General features: G+C 62.0%; 18 protein-coding genes. 11 read left to right on the top strand and 7 right to left on the bottom strand.

Annotation, left to right across the window (positions count from 1 at the left end; all coding sequences use genetic code 11):
- Positions 1-14 precede the first annotated feature (14 nt).
- The 3 genes from EKA13_RS00875 to EKA13_RS00865 form a co-directional block, all read right to left on the bottom strand.
- Entirely contained in the window at positions 15-563 is a 549-nt protein-coding gene (locus tag EKA13_RS00875; protein ID WP_065757648.1) for a cupin domain-containing protein, read from the bottom strand.
- A gap of 67 nt (positions 564-630) precedes the next feature.
- Positions 631-1,152, bottom strand: coding sequence for a cytochrome b (locus EKA13_RS00870; protein ID WP_065757647.1), 522 nt, complete (start codon positions 1,150-1,152; stop codon positions 631-633).
- Entirely contained in the window at positions 1,149-2,195 is a 1,047-nt protein-coding gene (locus tag EKA13_RS00865) for a catalase family peroxidase (protein ID WP_065757646.1), read from the bottom strand. Before EKA13_RS00865 ends, EKA13_RS00870 begins: the two co-directional genes overlap by 4 nt.
- A gap of 130 nt (positions 2,196-2,325) precedes the next feature.
- On the opposite strand from EKA13_RS00865, the gene EKA13_RS00860 reads away from it, so the two are divergent.
- The 5 genes from EKA13_RS00860 (at position 2,326) to EKA13_RS00840 (ending at position 5,926) form a co-directional block, all read left to right on the top strand.
- Positions 2,326-2,835 carry a sigma-70 family RNA polymerase sigma factor gene (locus EKA13_RS00860; RefSeq protein WP_065757645.1) on the top strand — a complete coding sequence of 170 codons (510 nt, stop codon included), beginning with the start codon at positions 2,326-2,328 and terminating at the stop codon, positions 2,833-2,835.
- Positions 2,832-3,584 carry an anti-sigma factor family protein gene (locus EKA13_RS00855; protein WP_065757644.1) on the top strand — a complete coding sequence of 251 codons (753 nt, stop codon included), beginning with the start codon at positions 2,832-2,834 and terminating at the stop codon, positions 3,582-3,584. Before EKA13_RS00860 ends, EKA13_RS00855 begins: the two co-directional genes overlap by 4 nt.
- Before the next feature lie 132 nt (positions 3,585-3,716).
- Positions 3,717-4,391, top strand: a complete 675-nt coding sequence (locus EKA13_RS00850; RefSeq protein ID WP_065757643.1) for a type 1 glutamine amidotransferase domain-containing protein — start codon at positions 3,717-3,719, stop codon at positions 4,389-4,391.
- An 80-nt stretch (positions 4,392-4,471) separates the two neighbouring features.
- The gene (locus EKA13_RS00845; protein ID WP_065757642.1) at positions 4,472-5,572 is read left to right on the top strand and encodes an NADH:flavin oxidoreductase/NADH oxidase; all 1,101 of its coding nucleotides are present in this window, start codon (positions 4,472-4,474) and stop codon (positions 5,570-5,572) included.
- 45 nt (positions 5,573-5,617) lie between these two features.
- Positions 5,618-5,926: a putative quinol monooxygenase gene (locus EKA13_RS00840; protein ID WP_065757641.1), complete on the top strand. Its 309-nt coding sequence runs from the start codon at positions 5,618-5,620 to the stop codon at positions 5,924-5,926.
- A 66-nt stretch (positions 5,927-5,992) separates the two neighbouring features.
- On the opposite strand, the gene dmeF is transcribed toward EKA13_RS00840, so the two are convergent.
- On the bottom strand, positions 5,993-6,946 hold the full coding sequence (dmeF, locus tag EKA13_RS00835; protein ID WP_065757640.1) for a CDF family Co(II)/Ni(II) efflux transporter DmeF: 954 nt from the start codon (positions 6,944-6,946) through the stop codon (positions 5,993-5,995).
- A 67-nt stretch (positions 6,947-7,013) separates the two neighbouring features.
- Between dmeF and EKA13_RS00830 the strand changes: the two genes are divergently transcribed.
- Positions 7,014-7,289 carry a metal/formaldehyde-sensitive transcriptional repressor gene (locus EKA13_RS00830; protein ID WP_065757639.1) on the top strand — a complete coding sequence of 92 codons (276 nt, stop codon included), beginning with the start codon at positions 7,014-7,016 and terminating at the stop codon, positions 7,287-7,289.
- A 20-nt stretch (positions 7,290-7,309) separates the two neighbouring features.
- Here the strand turns inward: EKA13_RS00830 and mnmH are convergent, their stop codons facing one another.
- Positions 7,310-8,413, bottom strand: a complete 1,104-nt coding sequence (gene mnmH, locus EKA13_RS00825; RefSeq protein WP_065757638.1) for a tRNA 2-selenouridine(34) synthase MnmH — start codon at positions 8,411-8,413, stop codon at positions 7,310-7,312.
- Complete coding sequence (selD, locus tag EKA13_RS00820; protein ID WP_065757637.1) at positions 8,413-9,447, bottom strand: selenide, water dikinase SelD; 1,035 nt, start codon at positions 9,445-9,447, stop codon at positions 8,413-8,415. The genes mnmH and selD overlap by 1 nt, the downstream gene beginning before the upstream one ends.
- Positions 9,448-9,565: 118 nt before the next feature.
- Between selD and EKA13_RS00815 the strand changes: the two genes are divergently transcribed.
- From EKA13_RS00815 to EKA13_RS00795, 5 genes are all read left to right on the top strand, one after another.
- Positions 9,566-10,417, top strand: coding sequence for a putative selenate ABC transporter substrate-binding protein (locus EKA13_RS00815; protein ID WP_065757636.1), 852 nt, complete (start codon positions 9,566-9,568; stop codon positions 10,415-10,417).
- On the top strand, positions 10,414-11,208 hold the full coding sequence (locus EKA13_RS00810; RefSeq protein WP_065757635.1) for a phosphonate ABC transporter ATP-binding protein: 795 nt from the start codon (positions 10,414-10,416) through the stop codon (positions 11,206-11,208). The genes EKA13_RS00815 and EKA13_RS00810 overlap by 4 nt, the downstream gene beginning before the upstream one ends.
- Complete coding sequence (locus EKA13_RS00805) at positions 11,202-12,029, top strand: PhnE/PtxC family ABC transporter permease (RefSeq protein WP_065757634.1); 828 nt, start codon at positions 11,202-11,204, stop codon at positions 12,027-12,029. Before EKA13_RS00810 ends, EKA13_RS00805 begins: the two co-directional genes overlap by 7 nt.
- Positions 12,026-12,793, top strand: coding sequence for a phosphonate ABC transporter, permease protein PhnE (phnE, locus tag EKA13_RS00800; protein WP_065757633.1), 768 nt, complete (start codon positions 12,026-12,028; stop codon positions 12,791-12,793). Before EKA13_RS00805 ends, phnE begins: the two co-directional genes overlap by 4 nt.
- Positions 12,794-12,933: 140 nt before the next feature.
- Entirely contained in the window at positions 12,934-13,221 is a 288-nt protein-coding gene (locus EKA13_RS00795) for a hypothetical protein (RefSeq protein ID WP_065757632.1), read from the top strand.
- Between the two features lie 52 nt (positions 13,222-13,273).
- Here EKA13_RS00795 and EKA13_RS00790 read toward each other — a convergent pair whose 3' ends face one another.
- Positions 13,274-14,446 (bottom strand): acetyltransferase domain-containing protein, encoded by a 1,173-nt coding sequence (locus EKA13_RS00790; protein WP_065757631.1) that lies wholly within the window; start codon positions 14,444-14,446, stop codon positions 13,274-13,276.
- Positions 14,447-14,523: the final 77 nt, after the last annotated feature.

The following is a 14,523-nucleotide window of genomic DNA, read 5'->3' as shown; positions in this document are numbered from 1 at the left end:
CAGGCGCTTGCCCGTCAGAAGTTCGCCGGGGTGTTGGCGCTGATGATTTCGGCTTCATCCGGGCCGATGTTCTTGAAGCTGTGGGGCAGGGTGGTGGGGAAGTAGTAACCGTCACCGGAATTGAGCACGCTGACCTGGCCATCGACGCGCAATTCGATGGTGCCACGGGTAACCAGGCCGCATTCCTCGCCCTCGGTATGCACGATCGGCTCTTCACCGGAGTCTGCGCCGGGTGCATACAGTTCGCGCAGCATACGCATTTGCCGACCTTCCACGCTGGCGCCGACCAGCAACAGGCGCAGGCCGCTATTGCCCAGGTCGGGTTGTTCGTTGGAGCGGAACACGAAGCGTTCCTGGCGCGGCGGTTCATCGAAGCTGAAAAACTCTGCCAGCGACATCGGGATGCCTTCGAGCAGTTTCTTCAGGGAACTGACCGACGGGCTGACGCGGTTTTGCTCGATCTGCGAGATCGTCGAGTTGGTCAAGCCGCTGCGTCTGGCCAGTTCCCGTTGCGAGAGCTTGTTGCGTTCACGCACCAGTCTGAGTCGTGTCCCCGTATCCATAGCTGCCTTAGTGTCAAAAATAAATGGCGACGCATTAAAGCACACTCGGGCCCTCAGTAGCGCACGCTCAATTGACACGTCCCGACCACATGCTGCGTAACACGCCGTCACGGCGGATCAAGCCGTGCACCAACGCCGCCGCCAAGTGCAACAACACGGTCGCGAAGAGCAGGTATGCGAGCCAGCCATGCGCCTGGCGAAGGACGGCGTAGACGCGGATATCCTGAGGCAGCAGTGCGGGTAACTGCAGGGGTAATGGATAACCTCCCGCCGAAAGCATGCCCCAGCCAAGCAGCGGCATGGCCAGCATCATTCCGTAGAGCACCAGGTGCGAGGCCTTGGCTGCCCAGCGTTGCGCCGGTGGCAGATCGCTCGGCAACGCGGGGCTGCCAACGCACACGCGCACGCCGATACGGATCAATACCAATACCAGAAGGGCCAGCCCCACCAGCTTGTGTACGCTGACCAACAGGGTGTGCCGGGGTGACAGGTCACTGATCATGCCTACACCGATGAACAGCATGCTCAGGATCAGCAGAGCCATCAGCCAGTGCAGCCCGCGCAGCAGGGGATGGAAGGAGGGGGTCATGGTTGTACTCCTGAATGGGCCGCTTCGCGGCTGCGGCGGTTGAAGGATTCCGAGTAGGCGGCCGAGCGCGCGGCGAGAATCGGATCAGCAGACGGTTCAATGCCGGTTGGCAGAATCAGCGGGTCGAAGTTCAGGTCACGGCAGGCGCCTTGCTCGGCCGCATCGACCTGCTCAATGACCACGGTGCCCGCGTTGACTTGCAGCCGTTGCTCAGGCCAGGGTTGAGCGGGATCGTCGACTGCATCGCCCGGCTCGGCCAGGGTCAACAGCAGGTTCCAGCGCAAGGGGCCTTCGGTCAGGCGTTTGCGCAGGTCATTCTGCAGGTAATTCGGGTCTTCCACCTGGGCCGGTAATGCACTGAACGGGGTCAGTGGCTGTAGTTTCCAGCGCACGTAATGCGGGGTGCCCTTGGCGTCGATCAGGCGAAAGGCGTTGATGCTGTGGTAAGCCGAACTGGCAAAGCTGTCGGAGGGCGTGTAGCCCTTGACCCACTGGCGGAAGGCCGCGCTTTCCGGGTGTGCGGCAAAGAAGGCCTGCAACCTTGCCGGGTCGGGTTTACCGGTGGCAGGTACCGGGGTCATTGCCAGCACCTGTTCGTAGAAACCCTCGATGGTGTTCACTGCCAGTACCGGCGGGGTATTCATGCCACTGCGCCAGCGTTGTCCATCATCAGTGGTGAATTCCACGGCCAGGCTGCGAGTGGCGACGCTGGCATCGGCGCTATGCGGGTTGGCGCCGCCGATGGCGAAGCGGCCAATAACCGGTACCCTTGGCTGGGCAAACACCCGAGCGCTTGAGAGTTCGGCGGCCTGGCCGCTGCTTTCAAAGTAGCCGCTGACGCACAGGCCTTTGGCGTGGTTTTTCCGGTAGCCAGGGTAGTGCCCGGCCTGAGCTTCGAAGGTGTCGACGATACGTTTCGGGGTCAGCCGGTCCGGGCCGATCCAGCCGGCGGTGAAGGCAAAGCCTGCGCCCAGTGCAGCGACGCCTAGGCCGATGGCAGCCAGGCGTAGTGTACGGGCGCGACCGTTTAGTGGAGTGCTCATGGGGCTATCCAGGTCAGTAAATGAGCGGGTACGACGCACCCGCTGAAGTTTTATTCCAGTGGCCTGGAATAAAATTCGCGGTCGGCCGTCTGCCTCGTACACTGACTGCACGAAGATCACGGATCACTCGATGAACGAACTGGATGACGACCAACTACGCGAGATGCTTCAGCGGTTGCGCCGTTTCGCCTTGTGGTTGACCCGCGAGGGCACGAGCGCCGACGACCTGGTGCAGGCGACGGTGGAGCGAGCATTGAGCCGGGGCGCGCAGCAGCGTGATCCTGCGAGTTTGCGTGCCTGGCTGTTCTCGATCCTTTACCGGCAGTTTCTCGACAGCAAGCGTCGAGAGCGCCGCCATATGCGCTGGCTGAGCTGGTTCGGGCGGGCCGAAGAGGTCGGGAACAATACCGAGGATATTGTCGAGGCTCAGTCCGGTCTGGCTGCCTTTGCCAGGCTTTCGGCTGAGCAGCGCGCCTTGTTGATGATGGTGAGTGTTGAAGGCATGAGCTACAAGGAGGCCGCGCAGGCCCTGGATGTACCGATTGGCACGGTGATGTCGCGCTTGTCGCGGGCCCGTGCAGCACTGCGAGAACTGACCGAGGGCACGCCGTTGCCCCCTGGGTTGCGGAGGTTGAAATGAGTCGGTTGATCCCATCCGAAGAGGAATTACAGGCTTACGTCGATGATCGGTTGCTGCCCGAACGTCGACGTGAGGTAGACAGGTACCTGGCGGCACATCCGCAGCGGGCCGCCGAGCTTGATGCCTGGCGTGCCGATGCCCGGCGTTTGCGTGCTGCCCTGGCAGGGCAAATCGAACAGGCGCCTAACCCGCGCCTCGACCCGGCCTGGGTTCGCCGCGACCTGCGTCAGCGTCGCCAGCGCCGCTGGGCCAGTGCTGCGATGCTGCTGGTCGCGTTGGGCGTAGGGGGGCTGGGTGGCTGGCAGGCGCGGGAGGTCAATCTGATGGCTGGCAACCCGCCGATGGCCGACGCCGTGCAGGCGCACCGGCTGTTCGCCTATGCATCCTCACTGGACTTGTCGGTAAACACCCCAGAGCAACTGCAGGCCTGGTTGGGCCAGCACTTCAGGCATGCCGGCAATCTGCCGGACCTCTCGGCCTATGGGTTTACTCCGGTAGGGGCACGGTTGCTGAGCAATGAGCAGGGCCCGGCCGCGCTGCTGCTGTTCCAGGACCGAAACGGTGAGCGTGTCAGCCTTTTCCTGCGCTCTCCCAGTGAGCGTTATGTGCGGATGCCCAGTGGTGAGCGCACCGAGGGCGAACTGCAAGCGCGCTACTGGTCTCGCGGTGACTATAACTATGCATTGATCAGTGACGTTGCCGATGCGCGTGGCGCGCAGTTGCGCCAGGTACTGGGCACCGCCCTGTAGCACGGGTGCTACCTGCTATTCATTAATCGAATACCGTTAATCACTGCGTTCGATTTATCGAATCCTGAGTCCCGCTCTAAGATCCTCGGCACTGACTCATCACTGGCCCAGCGGCCATAGCAGGAGAACCCGATGAACATTTTGATGGTGCTCACGTCCCACGACACCCTGGGTAATACAGGCCACAAGACCGGCTTCTGGCTGGAAGAGTTCGCAGCCCCTTACTACGCATTTCTCGATGCTGGGGCGCAGGTCACCCTGGCCTCGCCCAAGGGCGGCCAGCCGCCGATCGACCCCAAGAGCGACGATCCTGGCGCGCAGACTGCCGCCACTGAACGCTTCCAGGCCGATGAGGCTGCACGCAAGGCCCTGGCCAGCACCCTGACCTTGGCTCAGGTCAACGCCGATGATTTCGATGCACTGTTTTACCCCGGTGGTCATGGTCCGCTCTGGGACCTTGCTGAAGACCCGCGCTCGATCGCCCTGATTGAACGTTTCCAGGCACTGGGCAAGCCCGTTGGTGCGGTCTGCCACGCTCCGGCGGTGCTGCGCCACACTGTGGATGCCAACGGTGCGCCTTTGGTCAAGGGCAAGCAGGTGACGGGTTTCAGTAACACCGAAGAAGCGGCTGTCAACTTGACGGATGTGGTGCCTTTTCTGGTTGAAGACATGCTCAAAGGCCATGGTGGGGTGTACAGCCGTGCCGAGGACTGGCACAGCCATGTGGTCGTCGACGGCCTGCTTGTAACCGGGCAGAACCCAGCGTCCTCCGATGCCACCGCCCACGCCTTGCTCAAGCTGCTCTAAGGCTGGCCACCTGGCTGCCCCTGAGGCAGGCGCTGTTCAGCCTGCCTTCTCTTCGTTTCAGCATCAGACGAGTTGATTACATGTCCGCACTCTTTACCCCGTTCCAGCTCAAGGGCGTGACCTTGCGCAACCGCATTGCCGTGCCGCCGATGTGCCAATACACCGCCACTGACGGCTTGATCAATGACTGGCACCTGGCGCACTACACCAGCCTTGCGCGTGGTGGTGCCGGCCTGGTCATTGTCGAGGCCACCGCTGTTTCACCGGAAGGGCGCATTACCCCGGGTTGTGCCGGCATCTGGAACGATGCCCAGGCCGACGCGTTGGCTGAGGTCGCCTCTGCGATCAAGCGCGCCGGTGCCGTACCGGGTATTCAGATCGCTCATGCCGGTCGCAAGGCCAGTGCCAACCGTCCGTGGGAAGGCGACGATCACATTGGCGAAGAGGATGCCCGTGGTTGGGACACCCTCGCACCCTCGGCGATTCCTTTCGGTACTCATCTGCCGAAAACCCCAAAGGCCATGACCCTCGAAGACATTGCCCGTGTTCGCGCGGACTTCGTGGCGGCGGCACGCCGTGCCCTGGCGGCCGGTTTTGAGTGGCTGGAGCTGCATTTTGCTCATGGTTACCTGGGCCAGAGCTTCTTTTCCAGCCATAGCAACCAGCGCGATGATGCCTACGGTGGCAGCTTTGAAAACCGTAGCCGCTTCCTGCTTGAAACCCTGGCGCAGGTGCGAGAGGTCTGGCCGGAGCACCTGCCGCTGACCGCGCGTTTCGGTGTCATTGAATATGACGGTCGCGACGAGGCGACGCTGGAAGAGTCCATCGAGCTGGCCAAGGCATTTCGCCGGGGTGGGCTGGACCTGCTCAGTGTCAGCGTGGGTTTCACTGTGCCGGACGTCTCTATTCCATGGGGGCCAGCGTTCCTTGCGCCGATTGCCGAGCGCGTGCGTCGTGAAGCGGAACTGCCGGTGGCTGCTGCGTGGGGCATCGACAGCCCGGCAATCGCGCAAGCTACCCTGGCCGAGGGGCAGATGGATCTGGTGATGGTGGGCCGCGCTCACCTGGCCAACCCCAATTGGCCTTACCAGGCGGCACTGCAACTGCAGGTAGAACGCCCTTCCTGGGTGCTGCCCACGCCCTACGCCCATTGGCTGGAACGCTATCAGGTCAGCCAGTAGACTGGCCGGCCTTCAGCACTGAATATCGCAGAGAGGACTGTATTGATGATTCACGTCATTGCCCGTGTAGTCGGGTTGCCGGAGCACCAGGCACAGGTTGAGGCGGAGCTGCGCACGATGGTCGCCGCTACCCGCCAAGAGCCGGGTAACCTGTGCTATGACCTGTTTGCGGACCTTGACGGTGGCGCCGGGTTCTCGTTGTTCGAGACCTATGCCGACCAGGCAGCACTGGAGGCTCACCGTGACAGCGCGCATTTTCAGGCCTACCGCAGTCGCATCAGCGGCTGGCTGGCGACACCCCCGCAAGTGCAGGTGCTACGCGCCCTGGATCAGGCGCAGAAGCCCTGTGCCTGAAGCCTGTCTTGATACCCGACACCGCTAGCGGGTGATACGCAGGGCTGTCGTTGTCGTAGAGGTGGATCACGCCGCGCGGGGCTGATTCACCTCTACCGTAATGTGTACCAGTTCTTCGTGAATACTCAACCGCCGGCGCACGGCATCGGCGTTGAATGAGCCGTGGCTGACGAGGGAGAGGATACAGGCGTACTTTCCTTTACCAACACGCCAGACATGCAGGTCGGCGATTTCCGCCTGGATGGGGAACTGCTCGATCACCTCGCGGATTTCCTCGACGACTGGCGCGTCCATCTCGGCATCCAGCAGCACGCGCCCGGTTTCACGCAGCAGGCCTACGGCCCAGATCGCAACCATTGCCGCGCCGACAATCCCGATCAAAGGGTCCAACCATGCCGCGCCCCAGAGTTTGCCGCCGATCAGGGCGATGATTGCCAGCACCGAAGTCGCCGCATCGGCAATGACGTGCAGGTAGGCTGAGCGCAGGTTCAGGTCGTGATGGTGGTGGTCATGCCCATGTCCATGCCCTTCATGAGCGTGCCCGTGGTGGTGATCGTGATGATGCGAGTGGTCGTCCTTGAGCAGCCAGGCGCAGGCCAGGTTCACCGCCAACCCGACAATGGCAATCGCGATGGCTTCGTCATAATGGATCAGGCTGGGGCTGAACAGTCGCTCGACGGACTGGAACAGCATCAAGCCCGCGATACCCAGCAGCACGATGGCGCTCGAGTAGCCACCCAGTATCTCGATTTTCCAGGTACCAAAGGCGAAGCGCCCGTCGTTGGCCAACTGCCGGGCTGCGCGATAGGCAAACACCGACAAGCCCAGCGCCAGAGCGTGTGAACTCATGTGCCAGCCGTCGGCAAGCAGCGCCATCGAGTTGGACAACCAGCCGCCGCAGATCTCTGCGACCATCATCACCAGTGTCAAACCCAGGGCCCAGCGGGTCTTTTTTTCCGCCAGCGGATTCCCTTCGTCGAAGACATGGGAATGCCGGTACTCGGAGGCCAGTGAATTCATGGGTATCATGCTCGGGATAACAGGGGTTCGTATACTATACCCCAGTATACTAATTGGCGAGAATGCAATGGCACACACAACCAAAGGCAAGAAGCAACTGCTGACCCGGGTTCGCCGGATCAAAGGGCAGGCAACGGCACTGGAAACGGCACTGGAGCAGGACACTGACTGCATCGCGATCCTGCAGCAGATCGCGGCCATTCGCGGCGCCGTCAATGGCTTGATGACCGAGGTGATGGAGGGTCACATTCGTGAGCACCTCGGAGCAGAGGATTTGACAGCGCAGCAGCGGCAAGCCGAAGTCGACCAGATTGCCGCTCTGCTCAGGTCTTATCTGAAGTAGGGCAGGGCGATTGATAGCGCTTAGTGGCGTGCCATGCGCTGTTGCAGGTACTCGATGACGGCCTGTTGTTCGCCAACGAATTCAACCCGTTCGCCCTTGCTGGCGCGCTGGAAGGCGTACATCGGGTCGTAATACTCGTTCAGCAGGCCTGCGATCCAGCCGCGGTGCAAGTCAACCTGAGCACTGCGTTGCTGCTCATCGAGCGCGTCCTGCAGCAGGGTCGAGAAACGCTTGTAGCGCTCGCCACCCAGGCGTTTCTGGATGTTCGCCATGCTGTTTTGCAAGCGCTGGGCATACTGTGCGAACCCCGTCTCCTCGCCGTGGACAGCGATGAACTCGGCACACAGACCCGTGACGTAGTCCTGAAGGATGCGTTCGATACGGTGTTCCAGGCTGTCTTCGAGCCAGACCATGGGGTACTGCTGCATGCCCTGGTAGAGCTCCAGGGGCAGGTTGCAGCTGCCGACCAGGCGGCTCTCGTCCTCGAGTACGAACTGCTCGATACCGGCATCACGCTTTTTCAGCAGGTCGATGGCCAGGCGGTTTTCAAAGTCAATCTGTGCCGGCTGGCCGGTGGCGCGCTTGCCGAAGCTGGAACCACGGTGGTTGGCCAGCCCCTCCAGGTCGATGGCGTTGCGCAAGGCATGGATCACCTCGGTCTTGCCGGTGCCGGTGAGGCCGCCGACCAGCACGAAATCGCACTGCGCCACGGCCTGCTGGGTGGTCTCAAGGAGGAAGGTGCGCATTGCCTTGTAGCCACCGACTACACGCGGGTAGTCGATACCGGCCTCGTCCTTGAGCCACTTCTGGGTGATCTGTGAGCGCAGCCCGCCGCGAAAGCAGTACAGGTATCCGTTTGGATTGGCCCGGGCAAAGGCAGCCCAGGCGGCAATGCGCTCGTCCTTGGTAGCGCCGCAGACAAGTTGGTGACCCAGTTCAATGGCCGCCTGCTGGCCGCGTTGCTTGTAGCAGGTGCCGACTCGCTGACGTTCCTGATCATTCATCAACGGCAGGTTGACTACACCGGGAAAGGCCCCTTTGTTGAATTCAACGGGGGCGCGAACGTCCATCAGCGGCACATCATTGAGAAACAGTGTGCGGTAGTCGAGGGTGTTGTCAGCCATTACAACACCTCTACCGCGTACCGCTGTCGCTCGACCAGCTCACCGATCGGAGCCAGTGTCAGGCCCAGTTCGGCGGCCACAGACAGAAATTCGGCTTCACCCTCGGGGCTTACTGCAACCAACAGGCCGCCGCTGGTCTGCGGATCGCAGAGCAGGTTTTTCTGTTCATCACTCAGGGCTGCGATCTTCTCGCCGTAACTGTCGAAGTTGCGTTGAGTGCCGCCAGGCACGCAGCCTTCGGCCAGGTAGTAATCGACGCCGGGCAGGCGCGGTACGGCGCTGTAGGTGATGCGTGCGGTCAGGTTGCTGCCGTCGGCCATTTCCACAAGGTGGCCGAGCAGGCCGAAACCGGTAACGTCGGTCATCGCCTGAACACCTGACAACTTGCCGAAACGGCTGCCGGGTGTATTCAGTGTGCACATCCAGTCGCGGGCCAGGTGTTTGTCCTCCTCGCGCAACCGGGCTTTCTTTTCCGCCGTGGTGAGGATGCCAATCCCCAGTGGCTTGCTCAGGTAGAGGCGGCAGCCCTGTGTGGCGGTGTCGTTGCGTTTCATGTGGCGTTTTTCGACCACGCCGGTGACGGCCAGGCCGAAAATCGGCTCGGGTGCATCAATGGAGTGGCCACCGGCCAAGGGAATGCCTGCGGCATCGCATACGGCGCGGCCACCACGAATCACTTCGCGGGCCACTTCTGCGGGTAGCAGGTTCACTGGCCAGCCGAGAATCGCGATGGCCATCAGTGGGTCGCCACCCATCGCGTAGATATCGCTGATGGCGTTGGTGGCGGCAATGCGGCCGAAATCGTAGGGGTCATCGACAATCGGCATAAAGAAATCGGTGGTCGAGACTACGCCGCGCTCGTCATCGAGTGCGTAGACGGCGGCGTCATCGCGTGAGGCATTGCCGACCCAGAGTTTCGGGTCCAGATGCTGGGCGCCGCTACCGGCCAGGATCACGTCCAGCACCTTGGGGGAAATCTTGCAGCCGCAGCCGGCACCGTGGCTGTACTGGGTCAGGCGAATTGGTTCGCTCATGTCGCACCTCAAGGAGTTATAGCGCCGGATTCTATCAAAGCTGGTCTTTGTGCTGCTAACTCCTATAATTCGGCACCTGTAAGCCCTACCTATTGCGCTGTCGAACCGGAGAACTCCCATGCTCAAAAACACCCTGGCACTGCTTGCCGGCCTGGTACTGAGTGGTTCCGCTTTTCTGGCTCAGGCCACCGAAACCTTGCGCGTCAGTGCGATTCCCGATGAAGCCCCAACCGAGCTGCTGCGCAAGTTCAAGCCGCTGGGCGCTTATCTTGAGCAGCAATTGGGCATGAAGGTGGAGTTTGTGCCGGTGGCCGACTACCCGGCGGTGGTCGAGGCCTTGGCCAGTGACCGTCTGGACCTCGCCTGGCTTGGCGGTTTCACCTTCGTCCAGGTTCACCTGAAAAGCCCTGGCGCCACGCCGCTGGTACAGCGCGAACAGGATGCCCGGTTCACCAGCAAATTCATCACGGCCGACCCGCAGGTCAAACAGTTGTCTGACCTCAAGGGCAAGACCTTTGCCTTTGGCTCGGTATCGTCCACCTCCGGTAGCCTGATGCCGCGTTACTTCATGCTCAAGGACGGCATCAAGCCAGAAACCTTCTTCAGCCGCGTAGCGTATTCCGGTGCCCATGACGCCACGGCTGCCTGGGTGCAGGCGGGCAAGGTCGACGGCGGTGTGCTCAACGCCAGTGTGTGGGACAAACTGGTGGCCGCTGGCAAGGTCGATACCAGCAAGGTACACGTGTTCGCCACGACGCCTACGTACTTCGACTACAACTGGACCGTGCGTGGCAGCCTTGACCCGGCGCTGGCGCAGAAGATCAAGGCGGCGTTCCTGGCCCTTGATCCGGCCAACCCCGAGCACAAGGCCATTCTTGATTTGCAGGCGGCTACCCGTTTCATCGAAACGCGCCCGGAGAACTATGCGGGTATTGAAGAGGCCGCTCGGGCTGCTGAACTGCTGAAATGACGATCCGACTGACCGGGGCCTGCCTCAACCATGGTGCGCTGCAAGCGCTGCGTGACCTGAACCTGACCATCGAGGCCGGCGAGCAGGTGGCGATTATTGGCCCCTCGGGTGCTGGCAAGTCGAGCTTGCTGCACCTGATTGCCACCGCCACCAAACCAGGCAGCGGCGAGCTGGAGGTGCTCGGCCAGCGGCCCTGGCACCTCTCGGCGCGGCTGAGGCAAAAGCTGCGTGCGCGCCTGGGGCTGATTCATCAGGTTCCACCCTTGCCGCCGCGTCAGCGGGTGGTCACGACCGTACTGGCCGGCCGGCTGGGGCAGTGGGGGACCCTGCGAGGCTTGCTCAGCCTGTTGCGGCCCGTCGATGTGGCTGGCGCGCGCGCCGTGCTGTCGAGCCTGGACCTGGCGGACAAACTGTTCGTGCAGTGCCAACAACTCTCCGGCGGGCAATTGCAGCGAGTCGGCATCGCCCGGGTGCTGTACCAGCAGCCAGACTTGCTGCTGGCCGATGAGCCGGTCTCGGCGATGGACCCGGTGCTCGCTGCGCATAGCCTGGCGACCCTGTGCAGCTACGCCAGCGTACGAGGTATTACCCTGGTCGCCAGCCTGCATGCGGTAGACCTGGCATTGGCCCACTTCGCGCGGGTGATCGGTATTCGTGAAGGCCGTCTGGTGTTCGACAAACCGGCGGCTGAAGTGACCGAGGACTTGCTTGATGCCTTGTACGCCAACGAGCAACTGACCTCGCCGGTTCAGCCCGTTGCGCCGCTGACCCTGCAGATTCCCCGATGCTGAGTCGTGACCTGCGCGACCCGGCAACCGCGCCACGGCTGTTGCTGACCCTGCTGGCGCTGGCACTGCTCTGGCCGGGGCTGCACCTGAGCGAACTCGACCTCGGTGTGTTGTTTCAGGCCGACAGCCGTCGTCAGATCGGCAGCTTCGTCAGCGCTTTCTGGCCGCCGGCTCATGACCAGGCGTTCCTTGAGTTGCTATGGGGCGCCACGCTGCAAACCCTCGCCGTTGCCACGGCGGGCATGACGTTGGCCTTGCTCCTGGCGGTCCCGGCCAGCCTGCTGGCCAGCCGCGCGTTGTCGTTGTCCGCAGCCTCGCGGGGCGGGCGCCCCAGTGCCTTGGCTTTGGCACTGCGCTGGCCGGTGCGTGCGCTCATGGTGTTTCTGCGCAGTGTGCCGGAAATCGTCTGGGCGTTGCTGTTCGTAAGGGCCGTGGGCCTGGGGCCGACTGCGGGCGTGCTGGCTATCGCCATTACTTACAGCGGCATGTTGGGCAAAGTCTATGCGGAGATTTTCGAGTCGGTCGATCAGCGGCCTGCCCATGCGTTGCTGCAAGCTGGCAGCACGCGTCTTGGGGCCTTTTTCTACGGCATTTTGCCCTGTGCGGGTACAGAGCTGGTGTCGTACACCATCTACCGCTGGGAGTGCGCGATTCGGGCTTCGGTGGTGATGGGGTTTGTTGGCGCTGGCGGGCTGGGCCAGCAGATCGATTTGTCGATGCGCATGTTTGCTGGCGCGGAAGTGGCCAGTATGTTGCTGACGTTCCTGCTGCTGGTCTGGCTGGCCGATCAACTCAGTGGCTTGCTGCGCAGGAGGCTGGCATGAGGCGCCTGATCGACCTGCTGGTGCTGTTTGCGGTGTTGGCCGCGATCGTGTCGTCGTTTGCTTACTTGAGCCTGGATCTGTGGGCGCTGGTGGGTGAGGGTGGGGTGGGCAAGATGGGGGAATACGCGGCGCGTTTCCTCAGCCCTGATACCAGCCGTGAGCACCTGCAGGCCGTGGCGCGAGGGGCGCTGGAAACACTGGCCATTTCGGGTGTAGGCACGTTGTTGGCGGCTGCACTGGGCCTGCTTCTGGCATTGCCTGCGGCCGGATTGTTCGGTGGGGCCCTGCGTGGGCTCGCCCGGCTGCTGCTCAATGCCTTGCGGGCGATACCCGAACTGGTCTGGGCGGTGTTGATGGTATTGGCCGCAGGGCTTGGGCCAAATGCCGGTACCCTGGCGCTGGCCCTGCACACGGCGGGTGTGCTGGGCCGGCTGTATGCTGAAGCCTTCGAGAACACACCCACTGCAGCGGCCCAGGCCATTCGCTTGCAGGGCGGCAGCCAGGTTTCGGCGTTCTGCTACGGCATGCTGCCCAACCTTTGGCCGCAACTGCTGGCCTACACCCTGTACCGCTGGGAAAACAACATCCGCATGGCCGCGGTACTGGGTTTCGTTGGTGCCGGAGGGCTGGGCCAGATGCTGTACATGACGCTCAGCCTGTTCCAGGAGTCGCGGGCCAGCACCGTGATCATCGCCATGCTGGCGCTGGTGTTGATTGTCGACGCGGTGAGTGACCGCATTCGCCAGCGTTGGGTGCTCAACTGATGTAGGGGGATCTCCGTCGCCTTGGCCGTGTCGCGGCTAAATGTTTTCGCGTAGGCGCTTCAGCTAATGCCGTCACTGGCTTACCCTAGTGTTTTTTTGGCGCGGCACTGTGCCGAATGCCCTGCCGATGGAGTTCAAGCATGTACCAAGACACAGCCACCGTGACCGTCAGCGCTGAGCAAAGCGCGGGAGAGGTCGAGGCGGTCGACAATGAAAACGTAGCCATTGGCCTGGAAGCAGTGACGGACAACCTGAAGAAGGTGCATTTCACCGGCCAGTTGGCGGCGCCGGATGCACCGACGCATGTGTGCATTACCCTTAAGAACGGGCTGTCCTACTACGGCCCGATTGTTAACGGCCATGCCGAACCGAATGGCGGCTGGCTGGCCTTTGAGTGCGACATGATCGATCCGCAATTGCTGGTTTAATACCGCCTCGGCATCGCCGTGGGCCGACCATGGCGATGCTGTGCAGTGGCCGTTAGAAATACTTGAGCCAGGCAATATCGCGGCGTTGAGCCTTCAAAGTCGCGAACCTGCGTACTGCAGGGTATAGCGCCACCGCCAGCACCCCGGCGGTCAACCAGATGGCCCAGATGCCATCGAACCCGAAATAGTCGCCCTGGTTCAGCCCAAACAGCGCCACGGCGAGCACATACAGCCCTTTCAGCGCGTACAGATGCAGCAGGTAGAAGAACATTGGCGCCGACCCGAGCACGGTCAACGGGCCGATGGCCTTGTGTTTCTGGAGGCGCTCGAACGTTAGCAGCAGCAACAGGCCAAGGCTCAGAGTCAGGGCAAGGAAGAGCAGGGATGGCGGGTACTTGGTGATGTTGAAGAAGCTCATCAACGTATGCAACGGAGCCTCGCTGGCCGTCCAGGGGCGTTCGCCGTAGCCATTGAGCAGGCGCAAGGCAACAAAGCCAATTAAACCGAGGCTTGCCCAGCCTAGCAGTTTGCGTTGGCGTGCAGCCGGCGTTGCACTGCGTGCGAACCAGGGGCCGATGGCATAGCCCAGGCCGATGACGCCAATCCACGGCAGCACGGGATAAGAGGTGCGCAGCCGCAGGGTATCCGACAGCTCGATCCAGCCGCGATCATGCAAAATCGCCCACGGCACGTGCAGCGCCGTCCCTTCCGGGAAGTGCAGCGGGTCGAGCAGGTTGTGGCCGACAATGATCAGCAGGCTCAAACCCAGCAGGACCTGACGTGGCAGCCAGACCAGGGCTGACAAGGCGATCATGCTCAGGCCAATCGCCCAGATGACCTGCAGGTAGATAACCGTGGGTGGCAACTGGAACGTCCAGGCGAAGTTGACCAGGGTGAACTCCAGTACCAGCAGAAACAGCCCACGCTTGAACAGAAAACCGCTCACATCGCCTTTATCGGCGTACTTTTCACCGAACAGGTAAGCCGACAGCCCGGTCAGCAAGACAAACACAGGCGCACACAGGTGGGCCAGGGTCCGGCTGACGAACAGCGCAGGCTCTGTCACCGTTATGTCCATCGGGTCGGACACTTGTCGGTGGAGCAGGAAGGTCTCCCGGACGTGGTCCAGCAACATGAAGAGCATGACCAGCCCCCTCAAGGCATCAATCGAGAGCAACCGGTTGGCAGTGGTAGTGGTTGTGGTGTGAGCAAGAGCAGGGGTCATGGGCCGTTCGCAATGCGGGGGTTGATAGGCATTAAGGCTGGTTACTCTATAACATTGCTTGTGAGAATAGAAATCTT

Origin of the sequence: Pseudomonas defluvii (assembly GCF_001695625.1) — a bacterium.
Taxonomy (GTDB): Bacteria; Pseudomonadota; Gammaproteobacteria; order Pseudomonadales; family Pseudomonadaceae; genus Aquipseudomonas; species Aquipseudomonas defluvii.
This window is presented reverse-complemented; position numbering and strand designations above follow the sequence as displayed.